17 protein-coding genes are annotated in these 15,596 nt (G+C 65.8%); 9 read left to right on the top strand and 8 right to left on the bottom strand.

All coding sequences use genetic code 11. The annotated features are described in order from the left end of the window. Positions 1-209 precede the first annotated feature (209 nt). Positions 210-800: a DUF1638 domain-containing protein gene (locus shn_RS10580; RefSeq protein ID WP_145925900.1), complete on the bottom strand. Its 591-nt coding sequence runs from the start codon at positions 798-800 to the stop codon at positions 210-212. Positions 801-892: 92 nt separating this feature from the next. Between shn_RS10580 and shn_RS10575 the strand changes: the two genes are divergently transcribed. After that, complete coding sequence (locus tag shn_RS10575) at positions 893-1,027, top strand: entericidin (RefSeq protein WP_244769674.1); 135 nt, start codon at positions 893-895, stop codon at positions 1,025-1,027. Between the two features lie 51 nt (positions 1,028-1,078). Here the strand turns inward: shn_RS10575 and shn_RS10570 are convergent, their stop codons facing one another. Continuing rightward, positions 1,079-1,774, bottom strand: coding sequence for a B12-binding domain-containing protein (locus shn_RS10570; RefSeq protein ID WP_064330367.1), 696 nt, complete (start codon positions 1,772-1,774; stop codon positions 1,079-1,081). 368 nt (positions 1,775-2,142) lie between these two features. Between shn_RS10570 and shn_RS10565 the strand changes: the two genes are divergently transcribed. The 5 genes from shn_RS10565 (at position 2,143) to shn_RS10545 (ending at position 7,944) form a co-directional block, all read left to right on the top strand. After that, positions 2,143-3,714 carry a trimethylamine methyltransferase family protein gene (locus tag shn_RS10565; protein ID WP_064330366.1) on the top strand — a complete coding sequence of 524 codons (1,572 nt, stop codon included), beginning with the start codon at positions 2,143-2,145 and terminating at the stop codon, positions 3,712-3,714. Between the two features lie 107 nt (positions 3,715-3,821). Then, positions 3,822-4,514 carry a 4Fe-4S dicluster domain-containing protein gene (locus shn_RS10560; RefSeq protein WP_064330365.1) on the top strand — a complete coding sequence of 231 codons (693 nt, stop codon included), beginning with the start codon at positions 3,822-3,824 and terminating at the stop codon, positions 4,512-4,514. A 53-nt stretch (positions 4,515-4,567) separates the two neighbouring features. Beyond that, positions 4,568-5,320, top strand: a complete 753-nt coding sequence (locus shn_RS10555) for a phosphodiester glycosidase family protein (RefSeq protein WP_064330364.1) — start codon at positions 4,568-4,570, stop codon at positions 5,318-5,320. A gap of 81 nt (positions 5,321-5,401) precedes the next feature. Continuing rightward, a complete protein-coding gene (locus shn_RS10550; RefSeq protein ID WP_064330363.1) occupies positions 5,402-5,923 on the top strand; it encodes an RNA polymerase sigma factor in 522 nt (173 codons plus the stop codon). A gap of 14 nt (positions 5,924-5,937) precedes the next feature. Further along, positions 5,938-7,944 (top strand): VWA domain-containing protein, encoded by a 2,007-nt coding sequence (locus shn_RS10545; protein WP_064330362.1) that lies wholly within the window; start codon positions 5,938-5,940, stop codon positions 7,942-7,944. A gap of 266 nt (positions 7,945-8,210) precedes the next feature. Here the strand turns inward: shn_RS10545 and shn_RS10540 are convergent, their stop codons facing one another. Then, a complete protein-coding gene (locus shn_RS10540) occupies positions 8,211-8,510 on the bottom strand; it encodes a hypothetical protein (protein WP_064330361.1) in 300 nt (99 codons plus the stop codon). Positions 8,511-8,608: 98 nt separating this feature from the next. Between shn_RS10540 and shn_RS10535 the strand changes: the two genes are divergently transcribed. Then, on the top strand, positions 8,609-9,493 hold the full coding sequence (locus tag shn_RS10535; RefSeq protein WP_064330360.1) for a LysR family transcriptional regulator: 885 nt from the start codon (positions 8,609-8,611) through the stop codon (positions 9,491-9,493). Here shn_RS10535 and shn_RS10530 read toward each other — a convergent pair. After that, positions 9,478-9,825 carry a hypothetical protein gene (locus tag shn_RS10530; protein WP_064330359.1) on the bottom strand — a complete coding sequence of 116 codons (348 nt, stop codon included), beginning with the start codon at positions 9,823-9,825 and terminating at the stop codon, positions 9,478-9,480. The genes shn_RS10535 and shn_RS10530 overlap by 16 nt on opposite strands. A 185-nt stretch (positions 9,826-10,010) precedes the next feature. Here shn_RS10530 and shn_RS10525 point away from each other — a divergent pair, with 185 nt between their 5' ends. Both shn_RS10525 and shn_RS10520 read left to right on the top strand, forming a co-directional pair. Next, complete coding sequence (locus shn_RS10525; protein WP_064330358.1) at positions 10,011-10,658, top strand: transcriptional regulator; 648 nt, start codon at positions 10,011-10,013, stop codon at positions 10,656-10,658. Beyond that, positions 10,655-11,794 (top strand): aminotransferase class I/II-fold pyridoxal phosphate-dependent enzyme, encoded by a 1,140-nt coding sequence (locus tag shn_RS10520; protein WP_064330357.1) that lies wholly within the window; start codon positions 10,655-10,657, stop codon positions 11,792-11,794. The genes shn_RS10525 and shn_RS10520 overlap by 4 nt, the downstream gene beginning before the upstream one ends. On the opposite strand, the gene shn_RS10515 is transcribed toward shn_RS10520, so the two are convergent. The 4 genes from shn_RS10515 to shn_RS10500 all read right to left on the bottom strand — a co-directional run bounded on the left by shn_RS10515 (position 11,791) and on the right by shn_RS10500 (position 15,506). Continuing rightward, positions 11,791-12,120 carry a DUF1330 domain-containing protein gene (locus shn_RS10515; RefSeq protein WP_064330356.1) on the bottom strand — a complete coding sequence of 110 codons (330 nt, stop codon included), beginning with the start codon at positions 12,118-12,120 and terminating at the stop codon, positions 11,791-11,793. The genes shn_RS10520 and shn_RS10515 overlap by 4 nt on opposite strands. Before the next feature lie 170 nt (positions 12,121-12,290). Further along, the gene (gene bmt / locus shn_RS10510; protein ID WP_064330355.1) at positions 12,291-13,304 is read right to left on the bottom strand and encodes a betaine--homocysteine S-methyltransferase; all 1,014 of its coding nucleotides are present in this window, start codon (positions 13,302-13,304) and stop codon (positions 12,291-12,293) included. 254 nt (positions 13,305-13,558) lie between these two features. Continuing rightward, entirely contained in the window at positions 13,559-14,602 is a 1,044-nt protein-coding gene (locus tag shn_RS10505) for a glycine betaine/L-proline ABC transporter ATP-binding protein (RefSeq protein WP_064330354.1), read from the bottom strand. Continuing rightward, the gene (locus tag shn_RS10500) at positions 14,595-15,506 is read right to left on the bottom strand and encodes a proline/glycine betaine ABC transporter permease (RefSeq protein ID WP_064330353.1); all 912 of its coding nucleotides are present in this window, start codon (positions 15,504-15,506) and stop codon (positions 14,595-14,597) included. Before shn_RS10500 ends, shn_RS10505 begins: the two co-directional genes overlap by 8 nt. Positions 15,507-15,596 lie beyond the last annotated feature (90 nt).

Here is a 15,596-nt window from a genome sequence, read left to right as displayed (position 1 = left end):
CCGGCTGCCGCCACCTTCTCCCCGCAAGCGGGGAGAAGGAAATGCCGCGTCGGTTTCCTCGATCATGACCGGTTCGTCGGGCACGTTCCCTCTCCCCGCTTGCGGGGAGAGGGTAAGGGTGAGGGGCAATTTCGGCCGACACTGTCGCGCGCGGAGTTTATCGCCGTCTTAAGGGGAGGGGGAATCCGGCCGGATTGGATAACGCTTCCTTACCGCGCGCGCAAAAGCTCGCCCGTCAGGTCGCCATAGCCGGTGAAGCGATATTCGTAGGCGAGGCCGAGATAGTCCGCCGCCTCCTTCGCCTTCTGCTGCAGGCCCTCGTCCTCGACCTGCGAGAGATAGACGAGCTTGGTGTAGTTGCCGAAATACATGTCCTTCAGCTGCGGGTAGCGGTCGAGGCCGAGCGGCTCGATGACGAAGGCGCGGAACTGGCGGGCGAGGAAATCGGTGAGGAAGAAGGAGGTGACGTCGTCGTCCTTGGCCGCAAAGGCCTCGTTGCCGGCGAAGAAGGAATAACAGTGCGGGCCGGCGATGCGCTCGACGCCCTCGCGCTCGCAGAGCCGGTCGAGAAGGCCCCCGGTGCCGCAATCCGCATAGCCGACGAAGATGCGCGAAAACCCCTCGGCGCGCGCTTCGACGATCGCCTGCTCCACGCCGGGGGCGATCTTTTCCGGATGGGCGTGCCAGATGGCGGGAAGACAGAGGAGGTCGATATGGGAAAGGCCGTTCGCCTCGCGGATGGCGAGGACCTCGCGGGCGATGGCGCCGCAGGCGATGACGCGAACCTTTTCCGCGTTCATGCGTTCACCGGTGGGACTTCCATCCCGAAGTTCTGCGTCAACCACATCCATGAAAAGGGACTCCAATCATGACTGGGACGAACCTGACCCGTATGACCATCGTTCTCGCCGCCCTCCTGGCGCTCAGCGCCTGCGGCAACACCATTCGCGGCATGGGTCGGGATACGGCCAATGCCGTGGATGCGACGCAGGCCGCCGGCCAGGACATCGACAACGCCGCAAACTAAAGGTCGTCAGCGGACGGCGCCGATTCAAGACCGGCGCCGTCGAATTCAGTATCAGCCGGCAAGCATGTTGTGCTTGCGCTTCATGAATTCCTTGGCGGTTTCCACGGCCACGGCCGCGTCGCGGCAGTAGGCATCGGCGCCGACGGCCTTGCCGAATTCCTCGTTCAGCGGCGCGCCGCCGACGAGAACGACGTAGTCGTCGCGCAGGCCCTTTTCCTTCATCGTGTCGATGACGACCTTCATATAGGGCATGGTGGTCGTCAGCAGGGCCGACATGCCGAGGATGTCCGGCTGCTCGCGCTCGATGGCTTCGAGATAGTTCTCGACCGGGTTGTTGATGCCGAGGTCGATGACGTCGAAGCCGGCGCCTTCCATCATCATGCCGACGAGGTTCTTGCCGATGTCGTGGATGTCGCCCTTGACGGTGCCGATGACCATCTTGCCCTGCTTCGGCGCGCCGGTGGCGGCGAGCAGCGGGCGCAGGATCGCCATGCCGGCCTTCATCGCATTGGCCGAGAGCAGAACTTCCGGCACGAAGAGGATGCCGTCGCGGAAATCGACGCCGACGATGCGCATGCCTTCGACGAGGGCCTGGGTCAGGACGTCGTAAGGGGCCCAGCCACGCTCGAGCAGGATGTTGGTGCCTTCCTCGATTTCCTCCTTCAGGCCGTCGTAGAGGTCGTCGTGCATCTGCTGCACGAGCTCTTCGTCGGAGAGATCGGCGAGAATGATTTCGTCGTCAGACATTGTGTTTCCTCGTCTCCAGTGGCGCTGCGGCGGCAGGCTCTCACCACAAGGAATAACCTTCCTCTTGCGCGAACCTGATTTTGAAAGCGACGTCGCATATGGTGAAAAGCGACCAGCCTCCCACTTCTTGCATGCATAGCCGGTAAAGCCGTGAATTGACAGTGCAAACACGCGAATGCCGCTACGCTGCCCGTCGCAATCCCGCTATAGTTCCAGGCGAGCCGGTATCCCGCGTGCGCCACCGCTTGGCGCATTGAGAACCGCCCCGCCCCGGCGGCTTGCTAGCATAGAAAGAAAGGCGCGTTCGGGCGCCGGAAGAACAAGGCCCGCGGTGCTTTCGGCACCGGGATAACAAGGAAAGACGGATCATGAGCGAGGACATTCAGCAGGTGGCAAGCGAGGGTGGTGGTCGCCGCTCGCGTGAGGGGCGCGGTGCGGCCGCGCGGCGTGCCTCGCGCACGGGGGGCGGTCCGGGCCCGTCGCTGCCCTACATCACCCGCAAGATCAAGGAATACGAGGTCCTCGACGAGGAAGGCCTGCAGCTCATCGAGGCGAATGCCGACCGGGTGCTGGAGGAGATCGGCATCGAGTTCCGCGAGGATCCGGAAGCGCTCCAGCTCTGGAAGGAAGCCGGCGCCGACGTCAAGGGCGAGCGCGTCCACTTTCCGAAGGGCCTTTGCCGCGAGCTCCTGAAGACCGCGCCGTCCAGCTTCACCTGGCATGCCCGCAATCCCGAGCGCAGCGTGCATATCGGCGGCAAGGCCACCGTCTTCGTGCCGGTCTACGGCCCGCCCTTCGTGCGCGACCTCGAAGGCAACCGCCGCTATGCGACGATCGAGGATTTCCGCAATTTCGTGAAGCTCGCCTATATGGCGCCGTCCATGCATTCTTCCGGCGGCACGGTCTGCGAGCCGGTGGACGTTCCGGTGAACAAGCGTCACCTGGACATGGTCTACAGCCACATCAAATATTCCGACAAGCCGTTCATGGGCTCGGTCACCGCGCCGGAACGCGCGGAAGACTCGATCGCCATGGCCAAGATCGTCTTCGGCGACGAGTTCGTCGAAAACAACACGGTCATGATGAACCTCATCAACGCCAACTCGCCGATGGTCTTCGACGAGACCATGGTGGGCGCGCTGAAGGTCTATGCGCGGCACAACCAGGCCTGCGTCGTCTCGCCGTTCATCCTGTCGGGCGCGATGAGCCCGGTGACGGTCGCCGGCACGCTGACGCAGATCCTGGCCGAGGTTCTCGCCGGTGCCTCCTTCACCCAGCTCATCCGCAAGGGTGCGCCGGTATTGTTCGGCACCTTCGCCGCCTCGATCTCCATGCAGTCGGGCGCGCCGACCTTCGGCTCGCCCGAACCTTCGCTCGTTTCCTACGGCGCGGCGCAGCTTGCCCGCCGCCTCGGCATTCCGTTCCGGACCGGTGGTTCGCTCTGCGGCTCGAAGATCCCGGATGCGCAGGCTGCCCACGAATCGGCCAACACGCTGAACATGACGCTGCTCGCCGGCACGAACTTCGTGCTGCATGCAGCAGGCTGGCTGGAAGGCGGCCTCGTCGCCTCCTACGAAAAGTTCATGATCGACCAGGACCAGCTCGGCATGCAGCAGAAGTTCGCCGAGGGCATCGACCTTTCGGAGAATGCGCAGGCGCTCGATGCGATCCGCGAGGTCGGCCCGGGCAGCCACTATCTCGGCTGCGCCCATACCCAGGCCAACTTCCAGACCGCCTTCTACCGCTCGCCGCTCGCCGACAACAACTCGTTCGAGCAGTGGGAGATCGAGGGCCAGAAGCGCATCGAGGACCGCGCCAACGCGCTCTGCCGCACCTGGCTGGAGAGCTACGAGGCGCCCTATCTCGATCCGGCGATCGACGAGGCGCTGCTCGCCTACGTCAAGAGCCGCAAGGACTCGATGCCGGACGCCTTCACCTGAAAGGGTCCCGATCGCGCCAGGGAGCAAGGCGGAGCAACGCGGGTGGCGGACATGATCCAGAAGGAAGTCTGGCGTCCCCACTATGAACTCAAGGGGGACGTGACCCGGTGAGGGGGCGTCGCCCCGATCTCGATACGATCCGTGCGGCTCTGAAGCCGCACGGTCTTTTTTTGCGCGGCACCGTCGATTTGTCCGGGGACGAGACGGCACCAGACCTTGCGGATGGCCGCCCTGCGGCCGGCGTCGCGCTCGTCGGCAATATCGGCAGCTCGATCTGGCCGGCCTTTTCGCGCTGGCGGGCCGAACAGGCGGATCGCGACGGCCCGGACCCGCTCGACGCCTGGTCGAAAGAGGTCATCCGGACCGTCGCCGCGGCGGCCGGCGCGACCGCCTGGTTTCCCTCCGATCCGCCCTGGCAGCCGTTCCAGCGCTGGGCGATGCGGGCGGAAGGCCTGAAGGCCTCGCCGCTCGGCATCCTCATCCATCCCGTCTACGGCCTCTGGCACGGCTATCGCGGCGCGCTCGGCTTTTCGATGCCGATCGCGGACGCCCCCCTGCGCACCGCGCCGCACCCCTGTGCGCACTGTCCCGACAAGCCGTGCCTGGCGGCCTGTCCCGCCGGTGCCGTCCGTCTCGACATGTTCGACGTGCCCGCCTGCCGGGCGCATCTGCGCATGCCGGCGGGGCAGGGCGGCTGCATGGTCGCCGGCTGCCTTTCCCGCGCGGCCTGTCCCGTGGGGGCGGCCTATCGTTATGACGAGGCCCAGCTTCGCTTTCACATGGCGGCGCTGTCGCTTTGATCTTTTGTCGGGCCTGCTGCTAAATTCGCCGCATTGCCGGCGGAGCCAGGGGCATGCGCGTCCTTCTGTTCCTCTTTCTTCTTCTTGCCGCCCTGACCCTGCGGAGCATTGCCATGGCCGAACCGCCGAAATGTACCGAGATCGAGCATCTCTCCGGCCGCTACACCGTCTGCACATTCGACCCGGCGCAAGAGACGATCCGGCTCTTCGGTGCGGCCACGCTCGTCAGCCGCGGCGCGCGCTATGACCAGCTCAACACCCATCTCCTGCGCAACGGGCAGCACATGACCTTCGCCATGAACGGCGGCATGTATCACCCCGATTACGGGCCGGTCGGCCTTCTGGTGGAAGGGGGGCGGGAGGCCGGCGCGCTCAACCGGGGCGATGCGTTCGGCAATTTCTTCCTCAAGCCGAACGGCGTGTTCTGGGTTGGCGAGGGCAGGGCCGGCGTGATGGAGACGGAGGCTTTTGCCAGGGCAGGGCTTTCGCCGCGCGAGGCGACGCAATCCGGGCCGATGCTGGTCATCGACGGGAACATCCATCCGCGGTTCCTTGCCGATGGCACGAGCCTGCAGATCCGCAACGGGGTCGGCAGCCTTCCCGACGGGCGGATCGCCTTCGTCATCTCGAACGATCCCGTCCGGTTCCACGACTTCGCGACGCTCTTCCGGGACCGGCTGCACAGCCGCAACGCGCTTTTCCTCGATGGTAGCATTTCCAGCCTCTACGCCCCGGAAATCCGGCGCCACGACCGGGATGCCGTGATGGGCACCATCATCGCCGTCGTGAAAAATCTGCCCTGGTGAGAAAATTTTTTGGAAGGGCACCCAAGGATCGCGGCCCGACGCACGTCTGAAAGGACAGTGCACAGCAATCGGGATGGACCCGTGGAAACAGAACTCGTCGAAAAGGCGGCATCGGGCGACAGGCAGGCTTTCGCCGCGCTTGTCGAAAGCCGCTATGATTTCATCCATGCCGTCGCCTGGCGGTGGTGCGGCGACCGGCAGGATGCCGAGGACGTGGCGCAGGAGGTCTGCATACGCCTTGCAAGCGCCATCCGCGGCTTCAAGGGCGCGAGCCGTTTCGGTACCTGGCTCTATACGGTGACGCTGAATGCCGCGCGCGACCAGCTACGCAAGCGGCGCCGGGCCGAATGGCGCGACGCCGCCTATCTGCGCGAACAGGCGGTGCTCGACGGCACCCCCGCGGAGGACGGTAACGAGGAGCTCTGGCAGGCGGTGCGCCAGTTGCCCGACAAGCAGCGCGACGCGGTGCTTTTGATCTACGGCGAAGGCCTCAGCCATGCGGCCGCCGCCGACGTGCTCGGCTGCGCCGAAACGACGATTTCCTGGCATGTGCACGAGGCCCGCAAGCGCCTGAAGGTGCTCTTGCGCGATGCGGCCGCGTGACGGAAGGACAGACGATGAGCGATCTCGACCTCGAAAAACTCGCCCGCGACAGGGCGCCGGCCGCCGACCCCGCGGCCCGTGCCTGTGCGCTCGCCGCCGCCATGGAGGCGTTCGACGGCGCGGAAAAAAATGCGGCCAGCTCCCAAGGATCGTCCGCAGGCGGGCGTCAAAGCTCCATCTTCAACCGGATATGGAGCCCCATCATGAACCGCAGACTTCTCGCCGGCTCGGCCCTTGCCACGCTGCTCGTCGTGCCCGTCGCCGGCCTCGTGACCTATGAACTGGTGACCAACGGCACGGTGCCGCTCACCGTGACGACGGAGGTCGCCGAAACGTCCGGCGACCAGGATCTGCGCACCCGCCAGCAGGAGGCCAAGAAGACCACGCCGAACGCGGAGGCCGCGCAGCCGACCGGCATGCTGGCTGCCGAGCCTGTGCCGCTTGCCGAGAGCCGGGAAGAGGAGGCCCTCGCCGCCGCGCCGGATTCCTTTGCGCTGGGCGGGGCGGTCGCCACGCAGCCGCTGAGCCGCGCCATCACGCAGCCCTCCGCGACGGCGGACGCCATCGCGATGCCCGTGCCCGCGGAGGACCGCGAGCGTTTCGCCTCGGCCGATCCCAACCCGGTGAAGAGCGTCGCCACCGATCCGGTCTCGACCTTCTCCGCCGATGTCGACACGGCGTCCTATTCCTATGTGCGCCGCGCGCTGCTCGGCGGCAGCCTGCCGGACCGGGAGGCCGTTCGGGTGGAGGAGCTGGTCAACTACTTCCCCTATGACTGGAAGGGGCCGGAGACGGCGGAAAAGCCGTTCAACGCCACCGTCACCGTCCTGCCGACGCCGTGGAACAAGGACACCGAGCTGCTGCATATCGGCATCAAGGGGTTCGATACGGCGGCGACGGCGCAGCCCGCGGCCAACCTCGTCTTCCTCATCGACGTCTCCGGCTCGATGGACGCGCCGGACAAGCTGCCGCTCCTGAAGGGTGCCTTCCGCCTGCTGGTCGGCAAGCTGAAGGACACGGACACCGTCTCCATCGTCACCTATGCCGGCAATGCCGGCGTGGTGCTGGAGCCGACCGCGGTGAAGGACCGGCAGAAGATCCTCGACGCCATCGACACGCTGCAGCCGGGCGGCTCGACGGCAGGCGCGGAGGGAATCGAGGCGGCCTACCGGCTGGCTGAAAAAGCCTTCAAGACGGATGGCGTCAACCGCGTCATGCTGGCGACGGACGGCGATTTCAACGTCGGCCCCGCAAGCGACGACGACCTGAAGCGCATCATCGAGGAGCGGCGCAAGAGCGGCATCTTCCTCTCCGTGCTCGGCTTCGGCCGCGGCAACTACAATGACGGCATGATGCAGACGCTGGCGCAGAACGGCAACGGCACGGCCGCCTATATCGACACGCTGGCCGAGGCGCAGAAGACGCTGGTGGAGGAGGCGGGCGCCTCGCTCTTCCCCATCGCCAAGGACGTCAAGTTCCAGATCGAGTTCAACCCCGAGCGCATCGCCGAATACCGCCTGATCGGCTATGAGACCCGCGTGCTCAACCGCGAAGATTTCAACAACGACAAGGTGGATGCGGGCGACATCGGCTCCGGCCACCGGGTGACGGCGATCTACGAGGTGACGCCGAAGGGCAGCCCCGCCGTGCTGAACGATCCGCTGCGCTACGGCAAGGAGAACGCGGCAGCGGCGCCTGTGGCCGAGAGCGGCGAGCTCGCCTTCCTGAAGATGCGCTGGAAGAAGCCGGATGGCGACACGAGCGAGCTCGCCACCCTGCCGGTGACCGATGCCGATGCCGTCGCCGACGTGAACGCCGCTGCGCCGGATGTGCGCTTCTCCGTCGCCGTCGCCGCCTTCGGCCAGAAGCTGAAGGGCGTGAGCGCCCTGCAGGACTATGCCTATGGCTCGATCCTCGGCCTTGCGGAAGCGGCGAAGGGCAACGACCCCTTCGGTTATCGCGCGGAGTTCTTGAGGCTCGTCCAGCTCGCCGGCGGCCTTTCCGGCGAGAAGGCGGAATAGGGCAGGCCGCCTTGCCCCTGGCCCACCGGCCCTTGTCCTCGCGGGCAGAGGCAATCGGTACTCCCTTTGCCCCACCGGCCCTCTCCCCTTGAGGGCAAGGGATTCGCCTATGAAATGCAATCGTCGCCACAACTCCCTTCTCCGCCAGGGGGCGAAGGGAGTTGTGGCATCGTTCTGCCCCTATGCGCGAATCCCTTGCCCTCAAGGGGAGATGGCTGGCAGGCCAGAGGGGGATCTCGCCATATGCCGCAAGCCGAGGAAACGACCTACGCAGCGGGCTTTTCCTTCACATTGTGAATGTTGCTTGCGGAAGCGGGCGCGGCATCGCCGTCGCCCCGCCTGCGGGGAGAAGGCGGCGGCAGCCGGATGAGGGGCGCGGTCCAGCGGCGCTCCCTGACCTGTGGCAGCAGGGCATAGCCGCGCTCGCTGCCTTCGACCAAGGTCAGCCCCACATCGCGCAGCAGCCGTATATCCCGCCGCGCAACGAGCAGCCGCAAGGCTTCCCGCTCCGCCTGCCTGCGGCGAAACCGCATCCATTGTTTCAAGAGTTTTGCGATGATTCCCATGGCCTTGCCTTCCCTTTCAGGACAAAGCCAAGCAAAACCGTAGACATTTCACAAACGAATAGCGATTATGGCAGGCATCAGGAAAAGCGATGGCGCCAATGTATCCACCTCTCGAAAGCGACCTGCTCCGCATCTTCGTTGCCGTCGCCCAGGCCGGCAATGTCACCCATGCCGCCGACAGGCTCGGGCGAACGCAGTCGGCGATCAGCATGCAGGTGCGCAAGCTGGAGGACTCGGTGGGCGCGACGCTCTTCGAGCGCGGCCCGCGCGGCGTCGCCCTGACGCGGGAGGGCCAGCGGCTGCTGCCCTATGCGCGGCGCATCGTCGGGCTCGTCGACGAGACCACGGCGGCGATGCGCACGGTGCCGCTGGACGGGCCGGTGCGGGTCGGCATCCCCGAGGAATACAACCAGACGGTCCTGCCCAATGCGCTGGCCGCCTTCGCGGAAATCCATCCGGATACCGAGGTGACGGTGCTGTGCGGCTACACCGCCCAGCAGATGGCAGCGCTTGAGGCCGACGAACTGGACCTTGCCATCATCTTCGACTGGTGCGACGGGGTTTCCGGCGAGCTTCTGGCGATCGATCCGACGGTCTGGGTCACCTCCGTGGCGCACAACCGGCATCTGGAGCGCCCCATGCCGATCGCCGTCTACTGGCGCTCGAGCTGGTGCCGGGACTTTGCCCTGCGCTCGCTGGAGCGGCACGCGATCCCCTACCGCATCGCCTATACCTGCGACACCAGCGGCGGGCTGCGCTCGGCGGTGGCAAGCGGGCTTGCCGTCGCGCCGCTCTCCCGCAGCAACATCCCGCCCGGCACGCGCGAGCTGACCGCGGCGGACGGCTTCCCGCCGATCGATTCCTCCCGCGTCGTGCTGAAGCGCAATCCGCGGCGCGGCGGGCCGACCATCGACGGCATGGCCGACATGATCCGCAAATCCTTCGGCCCGCTGGCGGTGCCGGCGGATCAGGCCTTCGGATAGGCCCTTTCAAGGCCACCGGAGCGGGTGAGGCCCGCGCGGAAGGCGGCATGGGCGGCATGCTGGCTGGAGCGGGCCGCCTCGGTCAGCCGCATCTGCAGGCGTGCCGGCGCCGTCTCGCCCAGCCATTCGCCGAGCCTTTCCAGCTTAAGGGAATTGAGGAAACGGGCGGCGGCGGCGCGGTCGAGATACAGGTCGAGGCCTTCGAGCAGGTTCTCGTCCTGCTTGGGATTTTCCATCAGGAGGCGCAGATAGGCCTGGTCGGCCTCGCCGAGGACAGCCAGCTTGTCGGCCACGGTCTCCCGGTCGGGAAAGGCTGCAAGATCGGCACTCATGATCGTCTCCCAAGAATCGTTCTGACTTCTATTTTTAACGCAATTCCGGACGCAAGACCGCTGCGCACTCTTGCTGGAATTTCTCTGGATAGGACAGGGAGAAAGCGGGTCGCAAGCCTGTGACCGAATGTTTGGACTAAAAATCCAATATTGACAAATTATCTATCTTTGGATTGTTTGCCCGCATGTACGACTCATCAAACGCCGACCTGCTGCTTCGCCAGCACACCGCGACGGCCGCGGCCATCTCGACCCTGTTCTATCCCCATGCCGAGGTCGTGCTGCACGATCTCGAAACGGGGTTGATCGCCGGTATCTGGAACGCCTTTTCCGGCCGCAAGGCGGGCATGGAATCGCTCGTCGAGGAGGCGCTGGAGGAGGCCGGCGAGGGCGGCATCTACGGCCCCTACGAGAAGACCGGCGAGGACGGGCGGCGCCTGAAATCGGTGACGGCGGTGCTGAAGGACGATTTCGGCCGGGCGCTCGGCCTCTTCTGCATCAACATGGACGTGTCGCATTTCGACGCCGCGGCCAAGCTGCTTTCGGCCTTTGCCGGCGCGGCGGCCGCCCGCCCGGCATCGCTTTTCGCCGGCGACTGGCGCGAGGAGATCAACACGGCGCTGCACGACTGGCTGCGCACCCGCGGGCTGGCGCTGACGGCGCTGAAGAAGGGCGACCGGGTGGCGCTCGTCGCCGCGCTCGACGAGCGCGGCCTGTTCCAGACCCGCAATGCCGTCGACCATCTCGCCGGCCTCATCGGTGCCTCGCGCGCCTCGATCTACAATTACCTCGCCGATGCCCGGCGCCAGAGCCAGAAGGACAGGACCCCGTGACCACGCTGCCGGATTTCCGCCTCGAAACCCATTTCTCGCGCTGGGAATTCAAGGCGCGCCATCACATGACGGCAAGCGATGCCGAGACGATGACCATGTCGGACCTCCTGGCGCTGGCCGGTCCGGAGGATCGCGAGGCCTGGGAGCGCGTTGCGCTCGGCTATACCGAGACCTGGGGTGCGCCCGAACTGCGCGAGACCATCGCGACGACCTATGACACGCTGTCAGGCGCCGATATCCTCACCTTCGCCGGTGCGGAGGAGGGGCTCTACTGCGCCATGCTGGCGCTGCTTGCGCCCGGCGACCATGCCATCGTCACCGTGCCGAACTACCAGTCGATGGAGACGATGCCGGTCACCATATCAGGCCATGTCACGGGCATCGCGCTCCGGCCGGAAAACCGCTGGCAGCTCGATCTCGACGACGTGCGCGCCGCGCTGCGCCCCGAAACAAAACTCATCGCCGTCAATTTCCCCAACAACCCGACGGGCACCATCGCCGACCAGGCAATCTTCCGCGGCCTGGTCGATCTTTGCGCCGGGCGCGGCATCCATCTCTTTTCCGACGAGGTCTATCGCGGGCTGGAGATCGACGCCGCAAAACGCCTGCCGCAGGCGGCCGACCTGTTCGACAAGGGCATTTCGCTCAACGTGATGTCCAAGGCCTACGGCCTGCCAGGTCTGCGCATCGGCTGGATCGCCAGCAAGGACCATGCCCTGCTGGCGCGCATGGAGAAGATGAAGCACTACCTCTCCATCTGCAATGCGCGCCCCTCCGAGGTGCTGGCCGGCATCGCGATCAAGGTGCGCGAAACGATCTTCGCCCGCAACCGCGCGCTCTGCGCGGAGAACATGGCAAGGCTCGGCGCCTTCTTCGCCGATTATCCGGATCTCTACGAATGGGCCGAGCCGGACGGCGGCTGCGTCGCCTTTCCGCGCTATCGCGGCGCCGACGGCGTCGAGGCGCATTGCCGCCGGCTGGTGGAGGAGAAGGGCGTGCTGCTGCTGCCCTCCAGCCTCTACGTCTCGGACCTCCTGCCCGTGCCGCCGGATCGTTTCCGCGTCGGCTTCGGCCGGCGCAACATGGAGGCGGGGCTGGCGGCCTGGCGGGCGTTTCTTGCTGGGGAAGCGCGCTAGCCCTTCTGCAGGATGTCGGTCGCCTTGTGGTCGTCGTCGACGCCGTCGATCAGCAGCACGTCGCCATCCGCGTTGCGGGTGCGCAGCGGCAGGATCGCCTGGTAGGCGGGTGACGCGTACCAGGCCTCGGCGGCGCTGCGGCTCGGGAAGGACAGCATGACGACGTCACCGGAGAAGCTGCCTTCCAGCACGCGCTTGTTGCCGTCACCGTGCAGCACGAACCGGCCGCCGAAGGGCGCCATGGTGGCGTCGATCGCCTCGAGATAGGCGATGATTTCCGCGCCGAAGGCGACATTGCGAAGGTGGGCGAGCGCGTAGGTGGTCATGGGTCTCTCCTGTGCGTGGCGGTATGGGAGAACCCTACGGCGCCTTCCGCAGCAGATCGATTACCTTGCAGGTAATGCCGGCACCTATCCGCGTCCAAAGGTCGGGGCAAAGGAAAGCCGCCCGCGGCGTGGCCGGGGCGGCTGATGATCCTTCGTGCCGGCGGCTGGCCTCAGCCGCGGCGGCGGCTGCGTTCGCGGGCGGGCGCGGCGGCGCTTTCGTCGGCGGTCTTGTTGCGCAGCGGGCCGATCGTCTCGATGATCGCGGCGAGCGTCGGGCGTTCGCGCGGCTCGTGCGCGTCGAGCGCCACGCGCATGGCGGCAAGGTGTTCGCAGGACGTGCCGCAGCAGCCGCCGATGATGCGTGCGCCGGCATCGCGGGCAAGACGGGCATATTCGGCCATCAGCGGCGGCGTGCCGGAATAGTAGATTTCTGCGCCGCGATATTCCGGGATGCCGCAATTGCCCTTGACGACGACGGTCGCGGACGGGTCGGCGCCGGTCATGTCGAGCAGCGAGGAGAGGATGTCGGACGCACCGACGCCGCAATTGGCGCCGACGGCGAGGGGACCTGCGCCGATATCGCCGGCAACGCCGTGGATGTCCCGCGGATGCAGGCCCATCATCGTCTTGCCGGCCGTGTCGAACGAGCCGGTATAGACGAAGGGCAGGCCGACCTTGGTGGCGGCTTCGGCCGCGGCGCGGATTTCCTCCGGCGAGGACATGGTCTCGATCCAGGCGACGTCCGCGCCGCCGGCCTTCAGGCCCTCGATCTGCTCGGCGAAGGCGGAAACGGCGTCGTCATAGGTCATCGCGCCGAGCGGCACGAGCAGTTCGCCCGTCGGGCCGACGGAGCCGGCGACGATCACCGTGCGCGGCGCCTTGTCGGCGACCGCGCGGGCGATCTCGGCGGCCTTCCTGTTGAGGTCGAAGACGCGGTCCTGCGCATGGTGCAGCTTCAGGCGATGGCGCGTGCCGCCGAAAGTATTGGTGAGGATGATGTCCGCGCCGGCATCGACGAAGTCCTGGTGCAGCTTCGTGATGTTCTCCGGCCTGGCCTCGTTCCACAGTTCCGGCGCTTCCCCGGCTTCGAGGCCCATGGCGAAGAGCGAGGTCCCGGTCGCGCCATCGGCGAGCAGGAAGGGCTTTTCGGCAAGAAGCTGGGCAAGCGGGTTCGTCGCGGTCATCGGCATATCCTTCTGTTTGTCACATCATATAAAGATTTCTTTATGTGATTGCAATGATGGATTGGCGGCAAAGAAGAGGGTGTTCCGGAGGACGCTTCCAGTCGACGGGAAGCCGGGTGACTCCCTCTCCTCCCTCATGGTCGGGCTTGCCCCGACCATCCACACCCGGGTGCCGAGTGGACCCTCGGGTCAAGCCCGAGGGTGACGAAGGAGAGGGCGCCCCGGGCGCCCTCTCTGTTCGTCTGCCGGGCGGTTCAGGCCGCTTGCGCCTCGTGGCTCGTGGGCGTCACCATGCTGGAGATGATGGCGCTGAGGCTGAGCGCGCCGATCGGCCGGCCGGCTTCGTCGACGACATGGGCGAGCGTCTGGTTGGCCGCCGTCATGGCGCGGGCGGCCATTTCGAGCACCGTGCCCTTGGCGATCGGCATGCCCTCGGGATTGCCCGAGAGCGGCGCCATGATCGTCTCGACGTTGACGACGCGGCCGCGGTTCACCTCTTTCACGAAGGCGGTGATGTATTCGTCCGCCGGGTTCAGCACGATCTCCTGCCCGGTGCCCTGCTGCACGACCATGCCGTCGCGCAGGATCGCGATCTTGTCGCCGAGGCGCAGCGCCTCGTCGAGATCGTGGGTGATGAAGACCACGGTCTTCTTCAGCTCCTTCTGCAGGTCGAGCAGCACGGTCTGCATGTCGACGCGGATCAAGGGGTCGAGCGCCGAATAGGCTTCGTCCATCAAGAGGATGTCGGCGTCGTTGGTCAGCGCCCGGGCAAGGCCCACGCGCTGCTGCATGCCGCCCGAAAGCTGGTTCGGATAGTGGTTCTCGAAGCCGGCGAGGCCGACGCGGGCGATCCACTGCCTGGCGCGCTTCTCACGCTCCGCCTGCGCCACGCCCTGGATCTCCAGGCCGTAGACGGTGTTTTCCAGGACCGTGCGGTGCGGCAGCAGCGCGAATTTCTGAAACACCATCGCCGTCTTGTGCCGGCGGAATTCGCGCAGGTCGTTCTCGCTCATCTTGCAGACGTCGACGCCGTCATAGAGCACCTCGCCGGCGGTCGGGTCGATCAGCCGGTTGATGTGGCGGATCAACGTCGATTTTCCCGAGCCGGACAGGCCCATCACCACCATGATGCCGCCGGCGGGCATGGAGATGTTGATGTCGCGCAGGCCCAGCACATGGCCGTATTTCTGGTTCAGTTCCGCCTTGCCGAGGCCGTTCTTGACCGCATCGACATAGTCGCCGCCCCGCGGGCCGAAGATCTTGTAGAGATTGCGGACCTCGATTGCATGACTAACCATGAATTACCTCCGAATGCTTCTGCAGCCGCTTGCCATAGGCCTGGCTTGTACGGTCAAAGATGATGGCGATGGCCACGAGCGCGAACCCGTTGAGGAACCCGACCGTGAAGAACTGGTTGTTGATGGCCTGCAGCACGTTCTTGCCGAGCCCCCCGACGCCGACCATCGAGGCGACGACGACCATGGCGAGCGACATCATGATGGTCTGGTTGATGCCGGCCATGATGGTGGGCAGGGCGAGCGGCATCTGCACGTTCCTCAGCTTCTGCCAGCCGGAGGAGCCGAAGGCGTCGGCCGCTTCCAGCACCTCCTTGTCGACGAGGCGGATGCCGAGATTGGTGAGGCGGATCATCGGCGGCACGGCATAGATGACGACCGCGATGAGGCCCGGCACCTTGCCGATGCCGAAGATCATGACGACGGGGATGAGGTAGACGAAGCTCGGCATCGTCTGCATCACGTCGAGGACCGGGTTGACGAAGGACTGCACCCGGTCGGAGCGGGCCATGAGAATGCCGATCGGGATGCCGACGATGACGGCGATCAGCGTACAGACCGTCACCATGGCGAGCGTCACCATCGTGTCGTTCCACAGGCCGAGCAGCCCGATGGCGAACATGGAGAGGGCGGTGCCGACGGTGATCTTGATGTTGCGGCTGCCGAAATAGACGATGGCCAGCATCGCGATCAGGATGATCGGCCAGGGCGAGCTGACGAACAGCCGCTCCAGGTAGTTCAGGAACCACTGCAATGGCTGGACCATTGCATCGATGATGTTGACGTAACTCCTGACGAGGCTCTTGAAGCCGTCGTCTATGACTTTTCTTGCGCCGCGGATGCTGGCGTCACTGAAGGCTGGAAACTTGCAAAGAAAGCCTGGCAACAGTTCGCATAGGCCTGCCATCCTCTTCCCCTCTTCTACCGGAAGTTATTGTCCCGCACCGCAAGAGCGCTTTCTTGCCTTGCGAACGGGACGGCGCGCACAGGGATATTC

Origin of the sequence: Shinella sp. HZN7 (genome assembly GCF_001652565.1) — a bacterium.
Lineage (GTDB): Bacteria > Pseudomonadota > Alphaproteobacteria > Rhizobiales > Rhizobiaceae > Shinella > Shinella granuli.
This window is presented reverse-complemented; position numbering and strand designations above follow the sequence as displayed.

Excerpts from the sequence above, each read along its gene's own strand:
- shn_RS10515 (WP_064330356.1), bottom strand. The coding sequence starts at position 12,120 with ATGACCACCTACGCGCTCGCCCACCTTCGCAATGTCGCCTTCGGCGCG.
- shn_RS10545 (WP_064330362.1), top strand. The coding sequence starts at position 5,938 with ATGAGCGATCTCGACCTCGAAAAACTCGCCCGCGACAGGGCGCCGGCC.
- shn_RS10575 (WP_244769674.1), top strand. The coding sequence starts at position 893 with ATGACCATCGTTCTCGCCGCCCTCCTGGCGCTCAGCGCCTGCGGCAAC.
- shn_RS10505 (WP_064330354.1), bottom strand. The coding sequence starts at position 14,602 with ATGGTTAGTCATGCAATCGAGGTCCGCAATCTCTACAAGATCTTCGGC.
- shn_RS10570 (WP_064330367.1), bottom strand. The coding sequence starts at position 1,774 with ATGTCTGACGACGAAATCATTCTCGCCGATCTCTCCGACGAAGAGCTC.
- bmt (WP_064330355.1), bottom strand. The coding sequence starts at position 13,304 with ATGACCGCGACGAACCCGCTTGCCCAGCTTCTTGCCGAAAAGCCCTTC.
- shn_RS10530 (WP_064330359.1), bottom strand. The coding sequence starts at position 9,825 with ATGAGTGCCGATCTTGCAGCCTTTCCCGACCGGGAGACCGTGGCCGAC.
- shn_RS10580 (WP_145925900.1), bottom strand. The coding sequence starts at position 800 with ATGAACGCGGAAAAGGTTCGCGTCATCGCCTGCGGCGCCATCGCCCGC.
- shn_RS10525 (WP_064330358.1), top strand. The coding sequence starts at position 10,011 with ATGTACGACTCATCAAACGCCGACCTGCTGCTTCGCCAGCACACCGCG.
- shn_RS10555 (WP_064330364.1), top strand. The coding sequence starts at position 4,568 with ATGCGCGTCCTTCTGTTCCTCTTTCTTCTTCTTGCCGCCCTGACCCTG.
- shn_RS10565 (WP_064330366.1), top strand. The coding sequence starts at position 2,143 with ATGAGCGAGGACATTCAGCAGGTGGCAAGCGAGGGTGGTGGTCGCCGC.
- shn_RS10540 (WP_064330361.1), bottom strand. The coding sequence starts at position 8,510 with ATGGGAATCATCGCAAAACTCTTGAAACAATGGATGCGGTTTCGCCGC.
- shn_RS10535 (WP_064330360.1), top strand. The coding sequence starts at position 8,609 with ATGTATCCACCTCTCGAAAGCGACCTGCTCCGCATCTTCGTTGCCGTC.
- shn_RS10500 (WP_064330353.1), bottom strand. The coding sequence starts at position 15,506 with ATGGCAGGCCTATGCGAACTGTTGCCAGGCTTTCTTTGCAAGTTTCCA.